At 71.5% G+C, this 23,417-nt stretch carries 19 protein-coding genes and 2 tRNA genes; 7 read left to right on the forward strand and 14 right to left on the reverse strand.

The annotated features are described in order from the left end of the window. Window positions 1-24: 24 nt before the first annotated feature. A complete protein-coding gene (locus EV375_RS20205) occupies window positions 25-702 on the forward strand; it encodes a GntR family transcriptional regulator (RefSeq protein ID WP_130300684.1) in 678 nt (225 codons plus the stop codon). A 237-nt stretch (window positions 703-939) separates the two neighbouring features. Then, the gene (locus tag EV375_RS20210) at window positions 940-1,593 is read left to right on the forward strand and encodes a hypothetical protein (protein WP_130300685.1); all 654 of its coding nucleotides are present in this window, start codon (window positions 940-942) and stop codon (window positions 1,591-1,593) included. A 47-nt stretch (window positions 1,594-1,640) separates the two neighbouring features. Here EV375_RS20210 and EV375_RS20215 read toward each other — a convergent pair whose 3' ends face one another. After that, on the reverse strand, window positions 1,641-2,330 hold the full coding sequence (locus EV375_RS20215) for an SLATT domain-containing protein (RefSeq protein ID WP_130301985.1): 690 nt from the start codon (window positions 2,328-2,330) through the stop codon (window positions 1,641-1,643). Between the two features lie 211 nt (window positions 2,331-2,541). Here EV375_RS20215 and purD point away from each other — a divergent pair, with 211 nt between their 5' ends. From purD to EV375_RS20240, 5 genes are all read left to right on the forward strand, one after another. Continuing rightward, window positions 2,542-3,801 carry a phosphoribosylamine--glycine ligase gene (gene purD, locus EV375_RS20220; protein ID WP_130300686.1) on the forward strand — a complete coding sequence of 420 codons (1,260 nt, stop codon included), beginning with the start codon at window positions 2,542-2,544 and terminating at the stop codon, window positions 3,799-3,801. Window positions 3,802-4,335: 534 nt separating this feature from the next. Then, on the forward strand, window positions 4,336-5,916 hold the full coding sequence (locus tag EV375_RS20225; protein ID WP_486588599.1) for a hypothetical protein: 1,581 nt from the start codon (window positions 4,336-4,338) through the stop codon (window positions 5,914-5,916). Between the two features lie 83 nt (window positions 5,917-5,999). Next, on the forward strand, window positions 6,000-7,496 hold the full coding sequence (locus EV375_RS20230; protein ID WP_130300687.1) for a N,N-dimethylformamidase beta subunit family domain-containing protein: 1,497 nt from the start codon (window positions 6,000-6,002) through the stop codon (window positions 7,494-7,496). A gap of 336 nt (window positions 7,497-7,832) precedes the next feature. After that, window positions 7,833-8,777 (forward strand): phosphoribosylaminoimidazolesuccinocarboxamide synthase, encoded by a 945-nt coding sequence (locus EV375_RS20235; protein WP_130300688.1) that lies wholly within the window; start codon window positions 7,833-7,835, stop codon window positions 8,775-8,777. A gap of 288 nt (window positions 8,778-9,065) precedes the next feature. Beyond that, window positions 9,066-10,088 (forward strand): helix-turn-helix domain-containing protein, encoded by a 1,023-nt coding sequence (locus EV375_RS20240; protein ID WP_130300689.1) that lies wholly within the window; start codon window positions 9,066-9,068, stop codon window positions 10,086-10,088. A 246-nt stretch (window positions 10,089-10,334) separates the two neighbouring features. On the opposite strand, the gene EV375_RS20245 is transcribed toward EV375_RS20240, so the two are convergent. The 13 genes from EV375_RS20245 to EV375_RS20300 all read right to left on the reverse strand — a co-directional run bounded on the left by EV375_RS20245 (window position 10,335) and on the right by EV375_RS20300 (window position 23,406). Continuing rightward, window positions 10,335-11,813, reverse strand: a complete 1,479-nt coding sequence (locus EV375_RS20245) for a phytoene desaturase family protein (protein ID WP_130300690.1) — start codon at window positions 11,811-11,813, stop codon at window positions 10,335-10,337. Continuing rightward, a complete protein-coding gene (locus EV375_RS20250) occupies window positions 11,810-13,846 on the reverse strand; it encodes an ABC transporter ATP-binding protein (RefSeq protein ID WP_130300691.1) in 2,037 nt (678 codons plus the stop codon). Before EV375_RS20250 ends, EV375_RS20245 begins: the two co-directional genes overlap by 4 nt. A 7-nt stretch (window positions 13,847-13,853) precedes the next feature. After that, window positions 13,854-14,612 carry a class I SAM-dependent methyltransferase gene (locus EV375_RS20255; protein WP_130300692.1) on the reverse strand — a complete coding sequence of 253 codons (759 nt, stop codon included), beginning with the start codon at window positions 14,610-14,612 and terminating at the stop codon, window positions 13,854-13,856. Window positions 14,613-14,897: 285 nt separating this feature from the next. Further along, the gene (locus tag EV375_RS20260) at window positions 14,898-15,614 is read right to left on the reverse strand and encodes a hypothetical protein (protein WP_207228197.1); all 717 of its coding nucleotides are present in this window, start codon (window positions 15,612-15,614) and stop codon (window positions 14,898-14,900) included. Beyond that, entirely contained in the window at window positions 15,611-17,524 is a 1,914-nt protein-coding gene (locus EV375_RS20265) for an alpha/beta fold hydrolase (RefSeq protein WP_130300693.1), read from the reverse strand. The genes EV375_RS20260 and EV375_RS20265 overlap by 4 nt, the downstream gene beginning before the upstream one ends. 316 nt (window positions 17,525-17,840) lie before the next feature. Then, window positions 17,841-18,020, reverse strand: a complete 180-nt coding sequence (locus EV375_RS20270; RefSeq protein ID WP_130300694.1) for a hypothetical protein — start codon at window positions 18,018-18,020, stop codon at window positions 17,841-17,843. 113 nt (window positions 18,021-18,133) lie between these two features. Continuing rightward, window positions 18,134-18,307 carry a hypothetical protein gene (locus tag EV375_RS29210; protein WP_165434778.1) on the reverse strand — a complete coding sequence of 58 codons (174 nt, stop codon included), beginning with the start codon at window positions 18,305-18,307 and terminating at the stop codon, window positions 18,134-18,136. Between the two features lie 565 nt (window positions 18,308-18,872). Next, window positions 18,873-19,526: a response regulator transcription factor gene (locus EV375_RS20275; RefSeq protein WP_486588600.1), complete on the reverse strand. Its 654-nt coding sequence runs from the start codon at window positions 19,524-19,526 to the stop codon at window positions 18,873-18,875. Continuing rightward, entirely contained in the window at window positions 19,523-20,995 is a 1,473-nt protein-coding gene (locus EV375_RS20280) for a sensor histidine kinase (protein ID WP_486588601.1), read from the reverse strand. Before EV375_RS20280 ends, EV375_RS20275 begins: the two co-directional genes overlap by 4 nt. 21 nt (window positions 20,996-21,016) lie before the next feature. After that, window positions 21,017-21,829 carry an ABC transporter permease gene (locus EV375_RS20285; protein WP_486588602.1) on the reverse strand — a complete coding sequence of 271 codons (813 nt, stop codon included), beginning with the start codon at window positions 21,827-21,829 and terminating at the stop codon, window positions 21,017-21,019. Further along, window positions 21,826-22,812, reverse strand: coding sequence for an ABC transporter ATP-binding protein (locus tag EV375_RS20290; protein ID WP_130300695.1), 987 nt, complete (start codon window positions 22,810-22,812; stop codon window positions 21,826-21,828). The genes EV375_RS20285 and EV375_RS20290 overlap by 4 nt, the downstream gene beginning before the upstream one ends. Before the next feature lie 343 nt (window positions 22,813-23,155). Further along, window positions 23,156-23,231: transfer RNA gene (locus tag EV375_RS20295), tRNA-Gly, on the reverse strand. 103 nt (window positions 23,232-23,334) lie between these two features. After that, window positions 23,335-23,406: transfer RNA gene (locus tag EV375_RS20300), tRNA-Gly, on the reverse strand. Window positions 23,407-23,417 lie beyond the last annotated feature (11 nt).

Below are 23,417 nucleotides of genomic sequence, written 5' to 3' on the forward strand. Positions count from 1 at the left end.
CGCGAGCCGATTCGGGCCGAGCCGATGATCAAGCGAAGTACGCTGCGGGCGCAGCTCGCCGGCGCCCTGCGGGACGAGATCCTGGCCGGGAGGCTCCCGGCCGGGAGCCACTTCACGGTCAAGGAGATCGCCGAGCAGTACGGGGTGTCCGCAACTCCCGTGCGCGAGGCGCTGGTCGATCTGGCCGCGCAGGGGCTGCTGGACGTGGAGCAGCACCGGGGCTTCCGCGTCCACGAGTTCACGGTCGACGACTACCGGTCGATGGTGAAGGCCCGGATGGCGGTGCTGGACGGGCTGTTCCACAGCTACTTCACGGCCGACGGACCGGTGCCGATGCTCACGCTCGACGAGGCGGTCCTCGCGTCGGTGCGGCGCCGGGCGGAGGCCGCGGTGCGGGCGGCCCGCACCGGTGACCTCGATGTGCTGATCGGCTACGACCTGCGCTACTGGCGCGAGTTGGGCGACGTCATCGGTAACCGGTACATCTCGGACTTCCTCGACCGGCTCCGCGTGCAGTGCTGGGTCTGCAGCGTGCCCTGCCTGCGCAGCGACCCGGACCTGGTGAACCGGCTGTGGTCGGGGCACAGGGAACTGGCGGACGCCTTGGAGCGCGAGGACATGGAGGAGACGCGACGGATCATGTCCGATTACCACCGGCACGCGCTGGCGCTGGCGGACAAGGCTCCGGGGTCCGGGCCGTGAGCCCGTCCCGCGCCGCGGCCGGCCCTGAGTCCGGCGGTCGCGCGGCCGGTACCGGATCCGGCGCCCCCGCGGCCGGAACCGGCGCCCCCGCGGCCGGTACCGGCGCTCCCGCGGCCGGAACCGTGACCGGGCTGACCGGTACCGGCGCTCTTCCGCACGTCACCGCCCACGGCACTACGCTGTTGCGACCGAGCCGGGAATCCCCCCGGCGAAGCGAAGGGGAGGGTGGAGAATCCCTTGGCCTGTGATCTCTGGTTGGTTCCTCTCGTCGACGTGCTGTGCCACAGCCCCGACAACCCCTTCGCCGAGGAGATCGCCACGTACGACAAGGCGCTGACGGAAGCAGGACTGCCGCCCGTGCCCGTCTACAACTACATGCCGGGCCTGTCGGGGGACGTGGCGCCCGTCGCCGGGTTCGACTACGACGCGCTCCACTTCCTCCGCCGCGCGCACATCCTGCAGATGTGCAATCTCGAGGTCACGCCCGTCGACGAACTGGGCGGCGGCTACGAGCAGTTGCTGGAGATGTTCGAGACGACGGTGCAGCAGTCCCACCTGGTGTGGCACTACGACCACGCGGGGGCGTACGTCCCGCTCGACTTCCCCGTGCCGCTCGCGAACGACGAACTGATAGACGGCGGCGGGCCACTGGGCTCCAGCCACGGTCTGCTGCGTGAACTGGAGGCCGTCGCACCGTACTTGGGCATCGACCCGGCCGCGCCGCCGCCGGTGCCGGAGGCCCCCACGCGCCCCACGGACCTGGAGGAGCCGGCGGAGACGCCGGTCGCCCAAGGGGACGGGCCGTTCGCGCGGGAGCGGCACGTGTGGCTGGGGCTGCACGCGGCGGCCACGCGGAGCCTGGCCCAGGGGTCGATGATCGTCTTCAGCTGACGCGAAGTGCGCGGCCGCCCCCGGCCCTGAACGGGCCGGGGGCACCGTCACAGGGGCCCCTCGGGCGGACGCTGGCGGGGCATGCTCGGCCGGAACCCCGGCGGGGCGGGGAAGCGGTGCACGTTGTGTCCGGCGGCGCAGACCTCCGCGGGGCGCGCCGCCCGGGTGCCGACCGCCTGCGGGACCGGCGCCGCGGGAGCGGGCCTGAACTCCAGCATCCAGTCGGCGGTTTCACTCCTCACGATCTCCGAGACGTCCTCGGTGAAGCGGCGCAGCAGCGACAGGCCGCGCTCCGCCGCCTCGCTCGCCCCGCCCTCCGTCGGGCCGAGCATCTCGCGCACGGACTCCGACGCCCAGTCGTACTGCAGGGTCTCCAGGCGCCGCTGGATGGCCTGCGCCGTCGCGACGTCGCGGATCCAGCCCGAGGTCAGCCCGAAATACCGGTCGGCGCACACGCACGCCAGGGCACCGAGCAGCGCCAGATAGCCCCACACGGCGTGCCGCGCGGGCAGCGTCCCGGTCAGGGTCAGCAGGGGCAGCACCGCGGCGCCGGCGGCGCCGAGGGACACACCGGTGCGCAGGGCACGCGCGCCCCACTGCTTCCAGGTGCGGTCGGAGAGATACCAGTCTGCGACGAACAGCGCGCGCTGCTCCACCCATACGTACAGCTCGTCGAGGCGCTCCCCCGGCTCACCCCAGTCACCGAGCGGGAACGCCCGTCCAGCCCCGGGCCGCATCTTCGGCTTGCTCACCGCCACACCCCACAACACACGCGCCACGACGACGACTTTTCGAAGGGCCCTTCCTACCGCCATAAGTGGGGGCGCAACGCCAGTTTGAGGATGAAGTACCACCGAAATGCGCACTGTTCAGGTATAGGACGGATTCCGCTCTCACTCGAAAGAGTGCCCCGTGAAGGACGCGCAGGCCGACGTCTAGGCTGCTCCCGTGAGGATTCTGGTCATCGGCGGCGGCGCCCGCGAACACGCCCTGTGCCGCTCTCTTTCGCTCGACCCCGAGGTCACCGCGCTGCACTGTGCACCCGGCAACGCGGGCATCGCCGAGGTCGCCACGCTGCACGCCGTGGACGCGACGGACGGCTCCGCGGTCGGGGCGCTCGCGGAGACGCCGCAAGTGAGGGCGGACCTCGTCGTCATCGGACCGGAGGCGCCGCTCGTCGCCGGTGTCGCGGACGCCGTACGGGCGCGCGGCATCGCCGTGTTCGGGCCCTCGGCGCGGGCGGCGCAGCTGGAGGGTTCCAAGGCGTTCGCCAAGGAGGTCATGGCGGCGGCGGGCGTGCCGACGGCCCGCAGCCGCCTGTGCACCACGCCGCAGGAGGCCGACGAGGCGCTGGACGCCTTCGGTCCTCCGTACGTGGTGAAGGACGACGGGCTCGCCGCCGGCAAGGGCGTCGTCGTGACCGGCGACATCGAGGAGGCCCGCGCCCATGCCCGCGCCTGTGAGCGGGTGGTCATCGAGGAGTTCCTGGACGGGCCCGAGGTCTCACTCTTCGCGGTGACGGACGGCGAGACCGTGGTGCCGCTTCAGCCCGCGCAGGACTTCAAGCGCGCCTACGACGGCGACGAGGGCCCGAACACCGGTGGAATGGGCGCCTATTCGCCGCTGCCGTGGGCCGACCCGAAGCTCGTGCGGGAGGTCGAGCAGACGGTGCTCAAGCCGACCGTCGACGAACTGCGGCGCCGCGGAACGCCGTTCTCCGGGCTGCTCTACGCGGGGCTCGCGATCACCTCGCGCGGTGTGCGCGTCATCGAGTTCAACGCCCGCTTCGGCGACCCGGAGACCCAGGCCGTACTGGCGCGGCTGCGGACGCCGCTGGCCGGGCTGCTGCACGCCTCGGCCACCGGAGGGCTGGCCGGCTTCCCGCCGCTGAGCTGGAGCGAGGAGGCCGCTGTCACCGTCGTCGTCGCGGCGCGCGACTATCCGGCGACTCCCCGCACCGGTGACGTGATCGAGGGGCTGGACGCGGTGGCGCAGCAGGACGCACCCGAGGCCTACGTGCTGCACGCGGGCACCAAGCGGGACACGAAGGGGCGCGTGGTCAGCGCGGGGGGCCGGGTGCTGTCCGTCACCGCGACGGGGCCGGGGCTCTCCGGAGCACGCGAACGGGCCTACCGGGCGCTCGCGCGCATCCGGCTCGACGGCTCGCACCACCGGACGGACATCGCGGCCCGGGCGGCGGAGCAGTAGGCGACGCCGAGGGCCGCCCCCGGGCCGCCCCCGGGCCGCCCCGGAGCCAGGGCAGCGGGGCCGCGGAGCGGGGCCGCGGAAGCGCCGGCCGGTCCGGGCGGTGGCCGCCCGCCCTGGAGTGACGGCGCCGACGGCCCGCGCGCCACGGGCGGGGCGGCCCGTCTGCCCATACCGGACTGCACGCCCATAGTCGACCGATCTCCCCATAAAGGGCAGACAGGGGCAGGGTGGGCACCCCGCTCACCCCCCGATGACGCAAGAGCTCTGCCCAAAGCCATTCCATCGAGTGACCGGACACCGGAGCGGCTGACGGCTGAAAGGCCCCCCAACTAGGGTTCCGCGCAAGCCGTATGGGCGTTCGCGGCCCTGTTCCCGGCTGTGTCCCGAGTGGCCCTGCGCACGTTGCGGTGTCGGCGCGCGGTGCCACAGTGGGACCACCGAAACCCGGGAAACCGGACACGTCGTGATGGGGGTGAGCAGTTCGTGGTGGGCCGCCAGGCAGGGACGCGCTCCGCGCGCTCGCACGCTCTCTCCGTGCTCCGCATCCGCGGCACGGCGCTCGCTCTCGCGCTGCTGCCCGCGGCCGCCGCGGTGATACTTCTCGCCGCCGAGACGACGGGCCGCATCGGCCCCGGCTGGGCGGGCGTCCGGCTCGCCGTGAGCGGCCTGGCGGCCCTGGCCCTGGCGGTGGCCGGGGGCGTCGCGGCCGTGATCGCACGGTCGCGTCCGGCCGTCTCCCCCACCGTCCCCGTGGAGGAGGGCTCCGCCGCCGACCTGTACGACCTGGTGCGGGACCTGGCCGAGCGGCTGGAGGTCCCGGTTCCCTCCGCCGTGGCGCTCACCCCGGACTGCGACAGCTGGCTGGAGGACCGCTCACACCGCACACGGGGGCGCGTGGCCCCCGTCCTGGTCATCGGCTCGCCGTTCCTGTGGTGGATGAGGGTGGCGGAGCTGCGTGCCCTGCTGGCGCCCGTGGTCGCGGGCACGGGGCCTTCCCTGCACCCCGACATAGCCGCCGCCCGCCGCTTCGTGCGAGGGCTGGACGCGGCCGTCGCCGTCGCCGACAAGGTGCACGCCGGGCGCTCCGGCGCGGGCGGGCCCGGCGCCGCGGCCCGCCGCGCGTGGCTCCGCTTCGCGGGCGGCTGCGCCCGGTTGATGCTGAGGGCCTGCGCGCAGCACGCGGCCGAGATGGAGCGCGGGGTCGCCGCAGCGGCCGCCGCCCGTGCACAGGGTGTGGATCAGGCGCTGCGCACGGCGGCGCAGGAGCAGGTCGGCCTCGCCTACGCGGGCTGGGACAGGCTGCTGACGCGGGTCGCCCTTCCCGCCTGGCGCATCGGCCGGTGGCCGGCCCGCCTCGACGCGGGAGTTGTCTCGGCGCTGACCGACCTCTCCCACCGCGACAGGCTCGCCGAGGGCTTCACCTCGCGTCTCGGCGAGCGACCCGCCTGCGATCTGCTCGACGAGCCGGGTGCCGTCGACGAGGCGGTCTCGCTGCTCGCCGCCCGCCTCTTCCACGGCGGCCCGCCGGAGCCGGGCCCGGACTGGGCGCCCGTCGACTGGCAGCAGTATCCGGAGGAGGTCGTCGACCGCATCTGGCGCACCCGCGCGTCCCGCCTCTTCACGCACCTGACGGCGCTGGACCGGCCGGGCGGCGGCGCAGTCGACGGTGGAGCGACGCCGGCCCGGATCATGGAGTGGCTGGCGGGCGGCGCGGAGGCCCGCACGGAGGAGCTGGCCGCCCGCATAGGCGCCGCCGTCGCGCGCGAGTCGTCGCACGAGTCGTGGGAGGACGCTCTCGTGGCGCCGCTGATAGCGGGCTCGGGCGACGGCGCCGGCGTCTCGCCCATGGGCCTCCCGCTCCATGAGCCCCGCAGCGGGCGGGAGTTGATGACGGAGCACGTCACCGCGCTGATCTGCTGCGCGGCTGTGGACACCGCGGGTGCCGCCCCCGGTCTCGACTGGCTCGACGGCCCGGCGCTGATCGTCGACGGTGTGCGCACGGCCGACCTCACGGGCCCCGTGCTCGAACTCGTCGAGGGCGGCGACGCCGAGCTGCTGCGGGAGTGGATGGCACTCGTGGGTGTCAGGCCGGACAAGCCCGTACGCCTCGTATGATGCCGGGCGGTGACGTGCCGCTCGCGTAATGTGACGGTGCGGCTCTGTCGGGGGCGTCGACGAGCAGGGGGGTTGGGGCAGAGGTGGGCAAGGCAGACATCCGGCGATGGGAGTCCGGGGCGCTTGCGCACGCGGTCACGGATCCGTTCGGGCAGGGGCCGCTTCCCTGGCTGCGCTTCGGTGAGCAGTACTTCGACAACGGCCGCATGGTCCCCTGGTACGTGGACCACACCGGCCTCGAGGACGTGCTCGCCGGCGAGCGGATCCGGCGCAGCCCGGGCGTCGGCCGCCCCCGCACCGCGGATGACCTGCACTGCCAGATCAAGGGCTTCGCGGGCAGCGACGGCGGCACGGCCCCCGGCGAGTCGCTCGACTTCCGGATCACCGTCGACCCGCCCCAGTCCTTCGGCGTCGACATCTACCGCATCGGCCACTACGCGGGCGACGGCGCCAGGAAGATCACCACCAGCCCGCGGCTGTCGGGCATCCGCCAGCCCGACCCGCTCGCCGCCGGGAAGACGGTCTCATGCCACCACTGGTGGCTCTCCTGGCGGCTGCAGATTCCCGAGGACTGGTCCACCGGCGCCTACGTGGCGGTCCTCACCACCGCCGACGGGTGCCACCGCTCGCACATCCCCTTCACCGTCCGCGACCGCACCCCCGCGGATCTTCTCCTCGTCATGCCGGACATCACGTGGCAGGCCTACAACCTCTTCCCCGAGGACGGCCGCACCGGCGCCAGCCTCTACCACGCATGGGACGAGGAGGGCCGGCTGCTGGGCGAGGCGGACGCCGCCGTCACGGTCTCCTTCGACCGCCCGTACGCCGGGGCCGGCCTGCCCCTGCACGTGGGTCACGCCTACGACTTCATCCGCTGGGCCGAGCGCCACGGCTACGACCTCGCATACGCGGACGCCCGCGATCTGCACGCGGGCCGCGTCGATCCGTCCCGCTGCCGGGGCGTCGTCTTCCCCGGCCACGACGAGTACTGGACGGTGCCCATGCGTCGTGCGGTGGAGCGGGCGCGTGACGCGGGCACCTCCCTGGTCTTCCTCTCCGCCAACACCATGTTCTGGCAGGTGCAGTTGGACCCGCTGCCCGGCGGCGCCCCCGACCGGCTGCTGACGTGCCGCAAGCGCCGCGGCCCCGGCCGAGCCGCCCAGTGGCGCACCATGGGCGAACCCGAACAGCTCGTGCTGGGCATCCAGTACACCGGCCAGGTGCCCCGTCCGTACCCGCTGGTGGTGCGCAACGGCGACCACTGGCTGTGGGAGTCGACCGGGGCCGCCGAGGGAGACGAACTGCCCGGCCTGGTCGCGGGGGAGGCCGACTGCTACTTCCCCCGTACGAGCCTGCCGGAGCACTCCGAGCGCGCGCTGCTCGCGCACTCCCCGTACCGCGACGTGCGGGGCGTCCGCCGTCACCAGGAGACGTCGCTCTACCGCGCCCCTTCCGGCGCGCTGGTCTTCTGTTCCGGCACCTTCGCCTGGTCGCCGGCGCTGGACCGGCCCGGTCATGTCGATCCCCGCATCCAGCGCGCGACGGCCAACCTGCTCGACCGGGTGAGCAAGCGGAACTGAGGGACGGGGCCGCAACCGGGCCGGGCACGGGGGCCCGGCATCGGGGCGGGCATCGGCACCGAGCAACCGGGGCCGGGCGTCGGGGCCGGGCATCGAAACGCCCACGGGGAGCCGACCGGCGCCGGAAGCGGTCCCGGGGGCCGCCCCGGACCGGCGGCCCCCCGGGAGGTGTGCGAACCCCTCGTACGGGACAATCGGGAGCTGAACCGCTTCCTCCGGTGTCTCCCGCCGTGCTCCTCCCCGGCTTCTCACCCTGGCTTCTCCTCGCTGGGAGGGACCCCCGGGGAGGTGCCCTCGGGACACCGGGGAAGATCCTCAGCCGACCCCGGAGGACCCGTGTCCGGATTCGTGGAGAAGCCCGACCCCGTGCAGGTCCCGGGCCTGCTGCATCTGCACACCGGCAAGGTGCGCGACCTGTACCGCAACGAGGCGGGTGACCTCGTGATGGTGGCCAGCGACCGCATCTCGGCGTACGACTGGGTGCTGCCGACCGAGATCCCCGACAAGGGCAGGATCCTCACCCAGTTGTCGCTGTGGTGGTTCGAGCAGCTCGCGGACCTCGTCCCCAACCACGTCCTCGGCACCGACGTGCCCGAGGGCGCCCCGGCCGACTGGGAGGGGCGCACCATGGTGTGCCGTTCGCTGCGGATGATCCCGGTGGAGTGCGTCGCGCGCGGCTATCTGACGGGTTCGGGTCTCGCGGAGTACGAGCAGACCCGCACGGTCTGCGGGCTCGCACTGCCCGAAGGGCTCACCGACGGCTCCGAGTTGCCGGGCCCGATCTTCACGCCCGCCACGAAGGCGGCGGTCGGCGACCACGACGAGAACGTCAGCTACGAGGAGGTCGCGCGCGAGGTCGGCGCGGAGACCGCCGCCCAGCTGCGGCAGTTGACGCTCGCGGTCTATCAGCGCGCCCGTGACGTCGCCCTCGACCGGGGCATCATCCTCGCCGACACGAAGTTCGAGTTCGGGTACGCGAACGGAGCGGGCGGCGGAGACGGCATCGGTGTGCAGGCCGAGTCGGACGTCGGCCTGGTACTGGGTGACGAGGTGCTCACCCCCGACTCCTCCCGCTTCTGGCCCGCGGACAAGTGGCAGCCCGGCCAGGCGCAGGAGTCGTTCGACAAGCAGTTCGTCCGCGACTGGCTGTCAGGCCCTGAGTCCGGGTGGGACAGGAGCGGGGAGGAGCCTCCGCCGCCGCTCCCGGAGAGCGTCGTGGAACAGACCCGCGCGAAGTACGCGGAGGCTTACCGGATGCTCACGGGGCTCGGCTGGGCCTAAGACGTGTCCGACTATCCGTCGCGGTGAGGCGCCTGCGCATGCCGGTGTGATCCACGAGCTGAACGCACGGCGCTTCACCTGGAGTTGAATCGTGCGTCCGGGAGGGTGCATACGGGGGCAGATGCGCAGTTAATGAAGGGCCCTTTCGAAAAGGTATCCCTCCGAGGGGTGTTCGGCGCCTTCGTTTTTTCTATGCTCGGTGTTCTGTTCCGCATGTGGGTGCTCAACTTCTGACCACCGCCCACGTGCACGGGTCCAGGCGGGGCGGCCGGGCAGGGGGAATTCACCGTGGGTACGAACGAGATGTCCTATCTGGGTCTCACCGAGGAGCAGGAACACATGTACCGGCTCTGTCTGAGGGAGCCCGGCATAGGACTCGACGGCCTGATCGACCAGCTCCGTCTGCCTCCGAACACGGCACGCAGGGAGCTTCGAAGGCTGCGTGAACTGGGCCTGCTGCGATGTGTGGGCGCCACCCGCGGGCGAGGCCAGGCGGGAGAGGAAGGGCTCGCCGCGGCGGATCCGGACGTGGCTGTGGCCAGGCTGCTCGATCTGCGCCTGCACGAACTGCACGAGAAGCTTCAACGTGTCACGCAGCTCCAGCCGTTGGTGGCGTCGCTCCGTGCGGAGCGGGGCGAGGTGCGAGAGCCCGCCGTCGTCGGCATCGAGCAGGTCACCGACCCGACGAAGATCCGCGACCGCATCGACGACCTGGCCTTCTTCGCCCGTGAGGAGGTCGCCCTCGTGGAGCCCGGGGTCGCGCTGCGCCAGGACGAGATCGACGAGGCTCGCCCACGCGTGCTGCGTTGCCTGCGAAGAGGGCTGACGGTGCGCACCGTTCTCGTCCGCAAGGCCCTCGACCACGAGCCGACGGTGGCATATCTGCGGGAGCTGGAGTCGTACGGGGCGCGGGTGCGGCTGGTCACCCACACCACGGCGAAGATACAGATGTACGACCGCCGCACGGCCGTCGTCCCCGTCGACCCCGAAGACACCGCCCCGGGCGCGTTGTTCGCGCAGGAGAGCGGACTCGTCTCCAACATCCTCGCCCTCTTCGAGTCCATCTGGGCCGAGTCGGAGGATCTGGCGTCGCTGCTCGGGGAGTGGAGATCCGACGCGGACACTCCTTCGGAACTGGAACGGATGGTGCTGCGCGCGATGTGTTCCGGAGGCAAGGACGAGGCGGGAGCGCGCGATCTGGGTGTGTCCGTACGTACGTACCGGCGCTACATCGCGGACCTGATGCAGCTGCTCGGTGCCGGCAACCGGCCGCAGGCGGCGCTGCTGGCGCGGGAGCGCGGCTGGATCTGACCGGCGGAGCGGTCGCCCGTGACCCACGGGCGGGAACCGGCGCCGGGCCGGCGGAACAGGAACCGGCGCCGGGCCGGCGGGCAGGGCCAACGGCCGGGAGGCGGAGGCCGGTTGGCCCGGCCGGACGGATGCGGGAGTGGGCCCCCGGCGCGGTCCGGGCGAGGCTCAGATCCGCGTGCGCTCGGCCCGCGTGCGCTCAGGCCCGCGTGCGCTCAGGCCCGCGTGCGCTCAGGCCCGCGTGGGGGCTCAGGCCCGGGCGCCCGACGCGGCCGGTCCCAGGGACGGCGCCAGCGACGGCGCCTCACGCACCCCGAAGCGGTGCCGCAGTGCCGAGAGCGCCGCGAGATGGCCGCACATGCCGTGCACGCCGGGCCCGGGCGGCGTCGAGGCGGAGCAGAGGAAGACGCCGGGCAGCGGCGTGCGCCAGGGGTCGAGCCTGGGGACCGGCCGTGCCAGCGACTGGTACAGCGTCATCGCGCCGGACCCGATGTCCCCGCCCACATAGTTGGGGTTGTACGTCTCGTAGTCACGGGCGGAGACGCCGCGCGCCGCGATCACGGTGTCGCCGAAGCCGGGCGCGTACCTCTCGATGCGTGAGCGCACGAGGGCCACCGGGTCGCGCGGATCGCCGTTCGGCACGTGCGCGTACGCCCACACGGGGCGCCTGCCCTTGTGCGCCCGCCCGGGGTCGGTGGCCGCCGGGTCCACGAGCAGCACGAACGGCTCGTCGGTGGCCTCGCCCCGCACCGCCAGCCGCTCCTGGCGGGCGATCGCGGTGTGGCTTCCGCCCAGATGGACGGTGCCGGCGCGGCCCACGTCCGGGTTGGTCCACGGGACGGGCTCCGAGACGAGGAAGTCGGCCTTCGCCGCGCCCGGCCCGTATCGGAAACGCCTCAACTGCCGTGCGTAGCCGGCCGGGAGACGGCCGTCGGCGAGAGCGAGCAGCTGGGCCGGAGTCGTGTCGAGCAGGACGGCACGCGCGTGGCCGAGTTCGCGCAGGCTGTTGATGCGCGAGCCGGTGTGGATGGTCCCGCCGTGCGCGCGGACGTCGTCCGCCATGACCCGGGCGATGCGTTCGCTGCCGCCGCGTGGCAGCGGCCAGCCGGTCGCGTGGGCGAGGTGCCCCAGCAGCATCGCGACGGCGTCCGCGGAGAGGGACGGCAGCTTGCCCACCGCGTGCGCGGCGACTCCCGTCAGCAGCGCCGGCGCGATGTCCCCGCGGAAGCCGCTCAGCAGCCGCCGGGGCAGCAGCCGCGCCGCGAGGAGCAGCGGTGCGACGGGGTCCGACGGCAGGGCACGCTGGCCGCTCATGATGAAGTCCACCAGGCCCGTGCTGTGTTCGACCAGCGGCTCCATCAACTGCCGCCAGCGCCCGCCGTCCTCGCCCAGGCCCTCGCACGTGGCGTCCAGGTCGGGGTGGGCAAGGCCGGCGCGTCCGTCGTCCAGCGGATGCGCGTAGCCGATCCGGGGGGCGAGGAGTTCCACGCCGCGCACCGTGAGGTCGAACTCGCGGAAGAACGGCGAGGCGGCGGCCATGGGATGGACGGCGGAGCACACGTCGTGCAGGACGTCGCTGTCGAAGTACGCCTCGCCGCGCAGACCGCCGCCGATGGACTCCCCGGCCTCGTGGAGCTCGACGCGCATGCCTGCCCGCGCGAGTGTCACCGCCGCGGCGAGCCCGTTCGGGCCGGTGCCGACGATCGCCGCGTCGACGGCCTGTGTCACCGCGGCCCGCCGACGGGCGTGCCGTTCGCCACGGGCGTCCCGTTCCGGCTCGCGGTGTCCGCGGACACCGCCGTCCCGGACGGGTCCATGGGCCACGAGGCGGCGGAAGTGGCGGCCTGCAGCTGGGAGTTGGCGAGCCGGTGGTAGAGCGCGTCCCGCTTCATCAGCTCGTCGTGCCGGCCCGTGGCCTGCACACGGCCTTCGTTCATCACCACGATCTTGTCGGCGTCGATGACGGTGGAGATGCGGTGTGCGATCGCGATCACGGCGCAGCGGGCGGAGACCTTGCGCAGCGTCTCGCGGAACTCCCGTTCGGAGTCGGAGTCCAGGTGGGAGGTGGCCTCGTCGAGGAGGAGCACCGCCGGCTTCTGCAGCAGCGCACGCGCGATGCACAGGCGCTGCCGCTGCCCGCCGGAGAGTCCGCTGCCCTGGTCGCCCAATTCGGTGTCCAGCCCCTGGGGCAGATCGTTGACGACCTTGGTGAGACCGGCCAGTTCGATGACTTCGCGGATGTCCTCGTCGCGGGCGTCGGGCTTCGCGTACACGACGTTGTCGCGCACGGTGCCGCGCATGGCCGCGGTGTCCTGCTGCACGTAGCCGACGAGGCCGCGGAGCGTGGCCAGCGGCATGGTCTCGATGTCCTTGCCGCCGACCGTGATGCTTCCGGAGTCGAGAGCGTGGAAACGCTCGATCAGCTGGAAGAGCGTGGTCTTGCCCGCACCGGACGGTCCGACGACCGCGGTCATCCCGCGGGCGGCCACGGAGAAGGTGATGTCGGTGAGGGTCTCGGCCGGCTGCTCGTCGGTGGTCTCGCCCGCCGCTCCGCCGCCGTTCTTCCCGTTCTTCGCGGCCTTCGCGGCGCCGGCGTCCTTGCCGCCGTAGGTGAAGTGCACGGAGCGGAATTCGACGGCGTCCTGGTCCTCCGAGAGCGACGCGCTGGACGGCGGCTTCGCCCGGTGCCGCATCCTGTCGAGAACGCCGCCCTCCTGCGGGAGCGTGGTGAGCTCGTCGACCCTCCGGATCGCGGCGCGCCCCTGCTGGAACTGGCCGATGGCCAGGAAGAACAGCACCAGGGGGGAGACCATGTAGAAGAGATACATCACGAAGGCGGTGAGGTCCGCCATCGACATCGTCCCCCGGGTCACACGGGTCATGCCGACACCGACGACGACGGCGAGCGCCGCCTGCGTACCGACGTTCATGGCAGGCATGAACAGCGCGTTGAGTCCGTTGACCCGCACCCCGGAGTTGCGTGCCCGCCAGGCCAGCAGGCCGATGCGGTGCGTCTCGCGGTTCTCGGCGCGGGACGCCTTGACCGTGGGCAGCGCCGACAGCGCGCGCTGCACGTCCGAGCCGTAGGCGCTGGTGTCCTCGCGGTTGACGACCGCGGCCCTGCGCACGCTGCGTGCCAGCATCAGCGAGACGCCGCTGGCTATGCCGAGGCAGGCCAGCGTGATCAGCATCATCCACACGTCGATCAGGAACATCACGACGACGCCGCCCGCCACCGTGAAGCCGTTGATGACGAGCTGCGCCAGGCTCTGCGACAGCGCGATCTTCGCGAGCGAGGTGTCGGCGACGGTGCGTGTGAGGACGTCTCCCTGCTGCTGCTTGCTGTAGGCGGCGAGGTCCACGTGGAGCAGGCGCCTGGTGAGGAGCATGCGCACGTCGTAGACGACGTTCTCCCCGGCCCGCCCGATCAGGTACGACTGGAGCGCGGAGAACGCGCCGTCCACGCAGAACAGTCCCACGAGGATGAGGACCGCCATGGTGAGCGGCTTGTTCGCCGCCGCCTGCTTGATCAGTTCCCCGATCGCGTACGGCTGCGCGAGCTGCGCCGTCACACCGACCAGGCCGATGACGATGCCCGCGGCGAGCAGCCCGCGGTGGCGACGCGCCAGGTACCAGACGGCGGCCGGACCGGTGCCGCCCCGCCGTCTGCGCGCGTGAGCCGGGCCCAGGTGCTCCGGCGGTTCCTCCGCCCGGGGGGCCTCGGTTTCCGTCGTGTCCTTCGCCTCCACGGTGCTGCTCATGCCGGGGTCACCTCGTCGTGTAGGTGCTGACGAACATGGGGGAGTTCTCCGCGTAGGGCGTCTCCTCCCAGTCCGCCCAGCGGTCGACCGGCTTCAGGCCGGCGGCTGCCGCGTACTCGTCCACCTCCTCCGGCGTGGTGAGCCGGGCCAGTTCGGAGCCGACGGAGGACTTGCCGTCCTCGAACCAGATGTGCGAGGCGTGCCAGAGGCTGCGGTCCTCGAAGACGGTGGAGTACGTGAGCAGCCCCGTGTTCGGCTCCGGGTAGGGGATGAAGTACGAGGTGCGCTGCTGCCCCTCGTGGAGGGCCCGCAGGCCGCCCGGGTTCGACGTCTCCACGACGAGGACGCCGCCGGGAGCGAGCCGGTCGGCCGCGTGCTGCATGACGGCCCGCTGGTCGTCGGCTTCGAGGACCATGGAGATGGTCGCGCAGACGCAGTAGACGAGCTTGTACTCGGCGTCGTCGGTGTACTTGCGGATGTCGCCGTGCACCGCTTCGACGTCGGCGTCGGCCTCCTTCGCCTTCGCTGTCAGCTGCTGAAGCATCTCGGGCGAGGAGTCGACTCCGGTGACGGGAAAGGCCCGTTGGGCCAGGGGTATCGCCACCCGGCCGGTGCCCACGCCCAGTTCCAGGGCGCGTTCACCGGGGCTGGGGTGCAGGGAGGCGAGCTTGCGCACGGTCGGCTCGGTGTAGGCGCCGCTCGGAAAGATCCGGTCGTAGAAGTCTCCGAACTGCCGCCCGTAGCCTATGTCGTCCACAGAGCTCATCAGGGGCCCCCTCTCGGTCTTGTGGTGCGGGTCTTCCGCTGTGCTCCGCCGGGGCTTTCGGGTTCCCCGGCGGTTCGGGTCGTCCGGCTTGCCGTGTGTTCTCGGGGCCGGGGGCGCCTACTTCTTCTTCTTCGAGACGTTCAGCGCGATGGCGGCGACGACGATGATGGCGATGACGAAGATGACGATCGAGCCCATGCTCATGTGCTTCGACCCCTTTCGGAATCCGGTGGTGGTTCACCCGCCGACGCAGGCGCGCAGGCGGACACTTGTGCGTACTGCTGCTCAGGCGGGCTGTGCGGGTACCTCCCCGCGTGAGTCGTCCCTTATGTGCGATTCGTAGGACGGGCTCCAGCCGGAGGTGCCGCCGGCCGCCGTCTCGTCCGGACCCTTCATCTGGGTGTACGGGGAGACGAAGACGACCTCCGGCTCGGTCTCCTCGTACCCGGTCGCCCGCACGAGCGTGAACTGGAAGCCCTTCACGCCCTCCGCGTTGCCGTCCTCACGGATGCGGTGGCGCAGATAGGCGCAGAGCATCCGGTAGGAGGGCAGCTTCATCATCCCGCTGAAGCCCTTGTCGAGCTGGGTGATGAGTTCGGTGACGATGTCGAAGATGGCTTTCTCGGGGCGGCGTCCCGGGAACCAGAACATCTGCGGGAGCTTGCGGCCGACGATGACCTCCACCATCCGCCAGGGGGAGGTCTCCCCTTCGTGATTCAGCGTCCGGTAGAGGATGTGGTAGTCGTGCTGCGCCGGAGTGGGCGCGAAGAAGCGCCAGTTGGGGAACATGGCCGAGAAGATGTCCATCTTCTGGGCCTTGTTGAACAGCGGGTTGGGGTGCTGCGCCGACAGCGTGCCCAGCAGCAGCGCCGCCCCCGCCGCCCGCGTCAGGCCGCCCGGCCCGGTGAACGCGGTGGAGAGACCGGAGCGGGCCCCGCGGGCCGCGCGCACCAGGGTCCCCGTGAGTGAACCGGGAACAGCCGGGGTTCGGGTGCTGGTCATCGTGCCTCCTTGGACTGGTTCCCGTTGGAGCTGTGCTTGCCCCCGGCCCGGCCGCCGTTCCCGTCGTCGCCCTCGGCCTCACGCAGGAACTCCAGGATCCGGCGGCCCACCTCCCCGCCGAGGCGTGCGTCGGTGAGCATCGTGTCGTGATCGGCCGCCTCGATGACGGAGTTGCGGACGATGCGACCCTCGCCCCGGTGGGCCGCGCCGAGTTCGTTGTGCATCAGCAGCTGTTCGGGGTCGCGGTCGACGGTCCGCTGCGCCGAGAGCACCAGCGCGTGCGAAGCGATCGGCGGCAGATCGCCGCTGAACCGGTGGAAGTCGGCCTCGGTGGCGTCCCATTCGCGCAGCCCGGCCCGCCACAGCCTGCTGTCCGCGTACTGAGCGAAGGCGCGGCTGCGCACCTCGGTGGGCAGGTCGTGGACCCAGCGCGGACGGACCAGCGTGGCCCCGAGCCCGGCCCGCAGGCTGCCGCTCAGCATGTTCAGGCCTTCCTTGAGCCGGTCGGCGGACTCCTTCTGCTGCTTGGAGCGGGACAGCTCGTCCGGGTGCGAGCTGTCGAGGTAGATCACGCCCCGTACGCGGTCGCCGAGTTCGGCCGCCGCCCGCCGGCCGATCTCGCCGCCCAGCGAGTGGCCGACCAGATACACGGGCCGTCCCTTCGCCACGGCGCCCCCGACCAGGTCGACCAGGTCGTCCACCGACTCCTGGAGGGTGAAGGGGCTGCTGCTGCGGCGCTTGCTCGGTCCGTAGCCGGCGCGGCTGTAGGTGATGATCCCGTAGTCGCTCTCCTCGACCAGCTTGTCGGTGATCCAGCCGAAGTGCTCCATCGTGGAGATCATGCCGGTGCCGAATACCAGCACCGGAGAGCTGTCGTCCTCGGAGATCCGCTCGTTGTAGTGGAGTTCGTTGCCGTGGCGGGTGGTGAGCACCCGGCCGTGGGGCCAGGGGTCCGTGGCCCGCATGCGCCGCATCGCCGCGAGGAAACCGGCGACGGTCACGCCGATCGCCGCCATGGAGGCCGTGGCCTTCAGCATCCGGTCGTCGCGCCCCGCCACGGCGGGGTGGCTCCTGGGGGTGCTGGTGTACGCGACCATCGGGTGCATCGCCTCGAAGGCGGTGATGAAGCGGCCGAGCCCCATGAAGTATCCGTTGGCCACGTGGAACGCTGCGGCGCTCGCCATGACGGGCCGTGCCAGCATGCCGCCCTTGAGGTACGCCACGGGGAAGAGGCACTCCAGTGCCAGCACGCCGTGAGCGAGGTAACGGGCCGGCACGGGGTAGCGGTTGGTGAGGTTCCACAGCCCCTCGTGCCCGTATGTGCGGGTGCGCATGATGCCGTTGAGCGCGGAGCCGTCACGCCAGGGCTGCCCCAGCAGCTTCACCCAGCCCGACACCAGGTACGAGAGGTTCGCCTGGAGCGCCACGTACCACAACAGGGCGTCCTGCACGGCGGGTTGTGTCGACAGACGGGCCAGGCCGGCGGCCGTCTGCACGAACGAGGAGACCTGGTCCGAGCCGTCGGTGCCGTAGCGGTGGCGCGGATAGAGGGCCGCGTTGCTCAGCCCCAGGAAGATGTTGGCGGCCCCGCGCCAGCGCGCGTTTCCGGGCGCCAGCAGGGCGGCGCTCGCGGCAATGCGTGCGACGTGCAGCGCCCGCGTCGTCCCGGGATTTCCGACCGCGTCCAGAATGCGCCGGGTTGGCCGGGTGGACGAGGCGTGCATTCCGCGGGCGATGGTCCAGTCGTTCAGTCCGCCCTTGCGTATCTGCCGCTGGTGGGTGATGTATTCGAGGCTCGATGTGAGCGACGTCACTGCCGTCAGCCGCTCCGAAATGGCGAGCGCGCGGCCGCGGGAGACCGGAACAGGTCCGAGAAATGTCGAGGTCAGCTTTTTGGCAAGCGATTTCACGTCGGTCTCCTCGGTTCCCGTGTTCCCGAGAGGGGGGTGGCGAGTGTGGGTCGGAGTGGGGGGTGGCGTCTGAATCGCGTCAACGGCGGACGGCGCGGTGCGAAGTCGGTTGCTGCGACGAGTGCAAAGAATCAGGAAGGAGTGGGGAAATCCCCGGCCAAGACCAATTCGGCGTCTTGAAAGAAATCTTCATCGGTGATGGTGTGACCCGGTCGGCCGGTGTCAGGACCGGCCGACCGGGCGGAGCCCCCGATCTCACAAGGCCCTGCAGAAGGGGGTACTGCGGGGCCGTGCGACTAGCGGGTGCGAGCCGGGATCAGTCCTGGCCCGCTTCGAAGGCCGCAACCGTCGCCGAGGCGATGGCGACGCCGCCGAGGAAGGCGCCGGGGGTGCCCATCACCGGGGTGTAGTCGGTGAAGACGACACCCTCGGCGTCGGCGATGTCGACAGAGGCGAGTTCCGCCGACTCGTTGATCTGCGAAGTCACATCCTTCATGTGCGCACTCCTGTTCTGTTCTGGATCCTCCGGATTCCCCGGGCCCTGAGCCCCTGGGGGGAGGAAGTGGTCGACGGCCGGACCGAGTTGGCCGGCCGGGGTAACGCCCTTGGTCAGCCGACGGCCTTGCCGGCCGCGTACGCGCCGGTCACGACGGCCGCGCCGCCGACGAAGGCGCCCGCGAGTGCGGGGGTGGCGAGAACCGGAGCGGCTTCCTCGGCGATCTCGCCCTCGTGGTCCTCGTGCAGCTGGTCCTGAATTTGCAGATTCAGCTTCTCTTCCAGCATGGGTTTCCTCCGAGCCTGTGGGACATGACTGGCTGTTTTCTCGCGAAAGTGGTCGAAGCCAGGTAGCTCAGGGTGGTCATCGGGCGCGGAGCCCCCGTCGATTGAGCTTTCGGTCGTCACCGTAAACTGCAGCGAAGCGGGTCTAGCGCACGCTTGCCTCCCCGTGAATGCCCAGGTTCGCTTCCGCAGGGATGAAGATGCCAGCACGGAGTGCGCGGCAGAAGGGGAATCCGTGACAGTTTGCTGCAACGCGGAGCGTCAGCTTCATGCCACGCAGGAAAAAGGCCTGGACCATCTTGCGGTCGGTCGAAGCCTGTTTACGGTTTGCCGCTGAACAAGCTCAAGTAAACCTCAATCTTTGAGAATTGGCATGAGGGTAAGCAGAGGATAGCCAAAGATATCCGCCTCGGGAATGCTTGTCCCGTCATGGTGCACCGCTGCTGAATGGTCCGAATTCGTCCGCGTGTGAGCCTGGTTGACGCATCGGGGCGCATCCCGGAGCACCGCCGCCCGGCCCCGATACGCACGCGGACGCGGTCGGGGGACGCGGGACCCGGGCCCCGCGTCAGAGCCAGCCGCGCTCGCGTGCCATACGCGCCGCCGCGTGTCTGTTCTCCGCGCCCAGCTTCGCGGTCGCGGCGGAGAGATAGTTCCTCACCGTCCCGGGCGTGAGCGAGACACGCTCCGCGATGTCCGCGACGGGAGCTCCGTTCGCCGCGAGGCCCAGCAGCTGGGTCTCGCGGGCCGTCAGCGGCGAGTCACCGGTGCTGATGGCGTCCGCCGCCAACTCCGGGTCCACATAGCGGCTTCCGCCGTGCACGGCGCGGATGATCTCCGCGAGCTGCTGCGCGGAAGCGGTCTTCGGTACGAAGCCCCGCACGCCTGCCGCGAGCGCGCGCTTGAGATGGCCGGGACGGGCGTGACTCGTCACGATCATCGTCCGGCACGCGGGCAGTTCGTCGCGCAGCTGTGTCGCGACCTGGACGCCGTCGGCGCCGGGCATCTGAAGATCCAGCACGGCCACGTCCGGCGTGTGTGCGCGGGCCATGGCGATCGCCTCGGGCCCGGAGGCAGCCTCCGCGACGATCGTGAGGTCCTCCTCCAGGGCGAGGAGTGCGGTCAGGGCGCCGCGGATCAGATGCTCGTCGTCGGCGAGCAGCACGCGGATGCCGCCGTCCGGGCCGCCGCCGTCGTTGCCCCCGTCTCGCCCGCCGCTCACTCCGCCATGTCCTTCCCGTGCGTGCCGGTGTCGTGGGTGCCGGTGCCGCAAGTGCTGCAAGCGCCGGTGGTGCCGGCCCGGTCCGTGCCTGCCGGGCTCGTGACGGTCTCTGCGCGGACCCCGTACCGGTCCGCTGTCCCGTTCCCGTCGGTCCCGTCCCGGCCCTCGGTTCCGTTCCGGCCGTCGGTCCCGTCCGCGGTCCCGTCCCGGCCCTCGGTTCCGTTCCCGGCCGCCAGCGGGACCTCGGCCGTCAGCCGGAATGTACCGCGCTCGCCGTCACCTGCCACGCGCAGCGTGCCGCCGACCCCGTCGAGACGTTCGCGCAGGCCCGCGAGGCCCGAGCCCGCGCGCCCGCCGGGCGACCGGCCGCGCGTGCCGTCGTTCTCCATGACCAGCAGGCCGCTGCCGCCCGCCGGGTCCGTACCCACCCACACCGTGCACCATGTCGCGTCCGCGTGCCGCAGCACATTCGTCGCACCCTCCCGCACGACCCAGCCGAGGGCGGCCTGGACCGGGGCCGGAAGCAGTGAACCGCCGTTGTCCGTACGGCAGTCGACGCCGGCGGCGCGCAGAATCCCGCGGGCGCCCGCGAGTTCGGTGGAAAGGTCGGCTTCGCGGTAGCCGCGGACGACCGCCCGCACCTCCGACTGCGACTCGCGGGCGATGCGCTGCACCTCGGTCATCTGCTCGACGGAGGCCCCGGCGTCGGCCCCGCGCTGCGCCAGCTGCGCCGCCAGTTCGCTCTTGAGCGCGATGGCCGACAGGTTCCGCCCCATCACGTCGTGCAGGTCGCGGCTGAAGCGCAGCCGCTCCTCGGCGACGGCCAGCCTCGCCTGCACGCCGCGCGCCTCCTCCAGTTCCCTGATGACGGCGATGTACCAGGCGGAGGAGCGGCCGGTGAAGACGGACAGAAGGCCGCCGAGGCCCGCCACCGCGAGTGCCGCGAGCACGCCCGCCCCCGGCATTCCCGCCGCGGCGAGCGCGGCCGCCGTGGCGGTGAGGTAGCCGCAGAGCGCCAGCGCCGCCGTCCGCCTCGGCACAGCCACACCGAAGGTGACGGCGAACGGCGCCAGCGTCCCGTGCAGCCCGAGGCCCACACTCAGTCCGCCCTCGACCGCGCCGATCGCGACGAGCGCGACCGTCAGCGCGGTCGTCGCACCCACCAGAGCCGCCGGCACCGCGAGCCGGGCGCCGGTGACGCTGCTCGTGCCCAGATAGCTGTCGACGGCCTGGTGCAGCAGGCCCGTGCACAGCAGGCACTGCACCAGGCCCAGCGCGAGGACGGTCCAGGCGAGGGTGAGGGGAAGAGCACCGGGGCCCACATCCGGTACGAGCTGCACGACGAAGCCGACGAGCGTCATCCAGGCGTACGCGACGAGCATCCACCGCGTGGACGCCTCCACCTGTTCGTGGCTGCTGCGTTCCTGCCAGCGGCGGTACTTCGGGGCGACCCCCCACCAGCCGATCACGTGCCCGTGCTCCTCATCCCTCTAGCGTCGCGGCTCCCAGCGGAACCAGCGCCGCACGGCCACGGTCCCGAGGACGATCCACACCACCAGGACCGTCAGCGCCTTCACCGTGTCCATGCCGCTCAGTGTGCCGACCCAGCCGTTGCGTACCAGCTCCATCGTCGGTGACAGCGGAAGCAGTGAACACACATTGGCGAGCGCGTCCGGCATGACGTCCAGAGGGACCACGACCCCGGACCCCACGAAGGAGACCGCCATGAACGGGAATGTGGTGATCTGCGAGGCTTCCGTGGTCCGCGTGAACGCGGCGGACACCGCGGCCATCAGCACCATCAGCACCAGCCCCAGCAGCACGCCGGCCGCGACGAGCTCCGGCCGCTCCGGCGCCGCGAGGTCGAGCAGGACCGCACCGCCTCCGAGCAGCAGTACACACTGCCCGAGCGAGAGCACGAGCGACGGCAGGGCGCTGCCCATGAGGATCTCCCCGTCGCTCGTCTCACCGGTGCGCAGCCGCTTGAGCACCAACTCCTCGCGTCGCGTGACGTAGATGCCGGTCAGGTTGGCGTAGACGGCGAAGACCAGCACGTAGCCGATCGAGCCGGGGATCAGCACCGTCCCCATCGAGAGACCGGTGCCCTTGAGGCTCATGCCGCTGGCGGTCTGGCGCATCAGGACCGTCAGCAGGGCCGGGGTCGCGAGCGCGACGAAGAGCATGGCCTTGTTGCGCATGAGGAGCGTCAGTTCGGCACGTCCGAGGGCGCGCAGCCGGCGCCACACCGCCGAAGTGTCCATCCCGCCCGGCGCCTTCACCGTGGCGGCGTCCGTGCTGCTCATACGCGCTCCACCTCCATGTCGCCGGCTGCCGCACCGGCGCTGTGCTTGCCGCCTTCCGCGGCCTGGCCGTCCTCGTCCGTCTCGTCGGGCAGTTGCGCGATCTCCAGGAACACCTCTTCGAGGGTTGCGGTGCGGGCGTGCAGTCCGGGCAGTTCGACTCCCGTCTGCCGCGCCCACAGCAGCAGATCGGTCAGCGCCGCCTGGAGCTGCGGCGTACGGATCTCCACGCGCCGGTCCCGCAGCGTGGCCGGGGGCAGCGACGGCGGCAGATGCTGCGGCGAGAGCCCGTCCGGCAGCGTGAAGCGGATGCTGGACGGCCGCTCCGCGACGACCTGTTCGGGGGTGCCGGCGGTGACGATCCGGCCCGCTCGCATGATGGCCAGCCGGTCGGCCAGCTCTTCGGCCTCCTCCAGGTAGTGCGTGGTGAGCAGGACGGTCGTGCCGGCCCTGCGCAGCTCACGCACCAACTCCCAGGTGTCCCGGCGCCCTTCGGGGTCCATGCCGGTGGTCGGCTCGTCCAGGAAGAGCACTTCCGGGTGCCCGACCAGCGCCATCGCCAGGTCCAGGCGCCTTCGTTCACCACCGGAGAGCTGCTTCACGCGGACGTTCGAGCGCCGGTCGGAGAGCCCCACCTGGGCCAGCACCTCGCCGATAGGACGGGCGTCGCTGGTGCAGCCGGCCCACATCCGTATGGTCTCGGTGACCGTGAGCTCGGAGGGAAATCCGCCTTCCTGGAGCATCACGCCGGTGCGGGGCCGCACCGCGGCGCGCTCCGAGTACGGGTCGAAGCCGAGCACCTTCACGGTGCCGCCGCTGGGCCGTGCCAGGCCCTCCAGCAGCTCGACCGTGGAGGTCTTGCCCGCTCCGTTCGTGCCCAGCAGCGCGAAGATCTCGCCCTCCCGCACGGAGAACGAGACACCGCGCACGGCTTCGAAGCCCTTCGCGTATCGCCGTTTGAGTCCGTTGACCTCGATCGCATCCATGTACTCAGTCTTCCGCGGGGACCGGCGGTCACCTGGTGCGTGCTGTCACGAGTGCGTATGACGAACCTCATGCGCGGGCAGGGAGGTCCGCACACGTGGGGGCGCACGCGTGGGAAGGCGGTCCGCAGACGCAGACGCGAGCGCCGGAGGGAAGGGCCGCTGGAGGAGACCGGGGAGGAGAACTGTGCGCGGGGAACTGTGCGCGGGTAACCGGTGTTTCGGACCGCGGATACGGGGAGCCGCGGATTGCGGTTCCGGAAACGGAACGAGCCCCGGTCCGAAGACCGGGGCTCTCTCATTCGCGAATCGTCGTTCCGGTGGAACCGGAAGATCCCGATGAGCCTGGAGCGGACGACGAGGCTCGAACTCGCGACCTCAACCTTGGCAAGGTTGCGCTCTACCAACTGAGCTACGTCCGCCTGCTTCCACCCTGCTTTCTTTCCCGGCTTCCCGGGAGGTCCTGCTGAGTGGTGCGCCCCCACTGTACCTGATCGTTACCGATGCCGGTCCTGCGAGAACGAGAGCGGGTGACAGGAATCGCACACTGCGCCTCCCCCTTGGAAAGGGGGCGCTCTACTACTGAGCTACACCCGCGCGCTCCGTGA

This window comes from Streptomyces sp. CNZ301 (assembly GCF_004217425.1).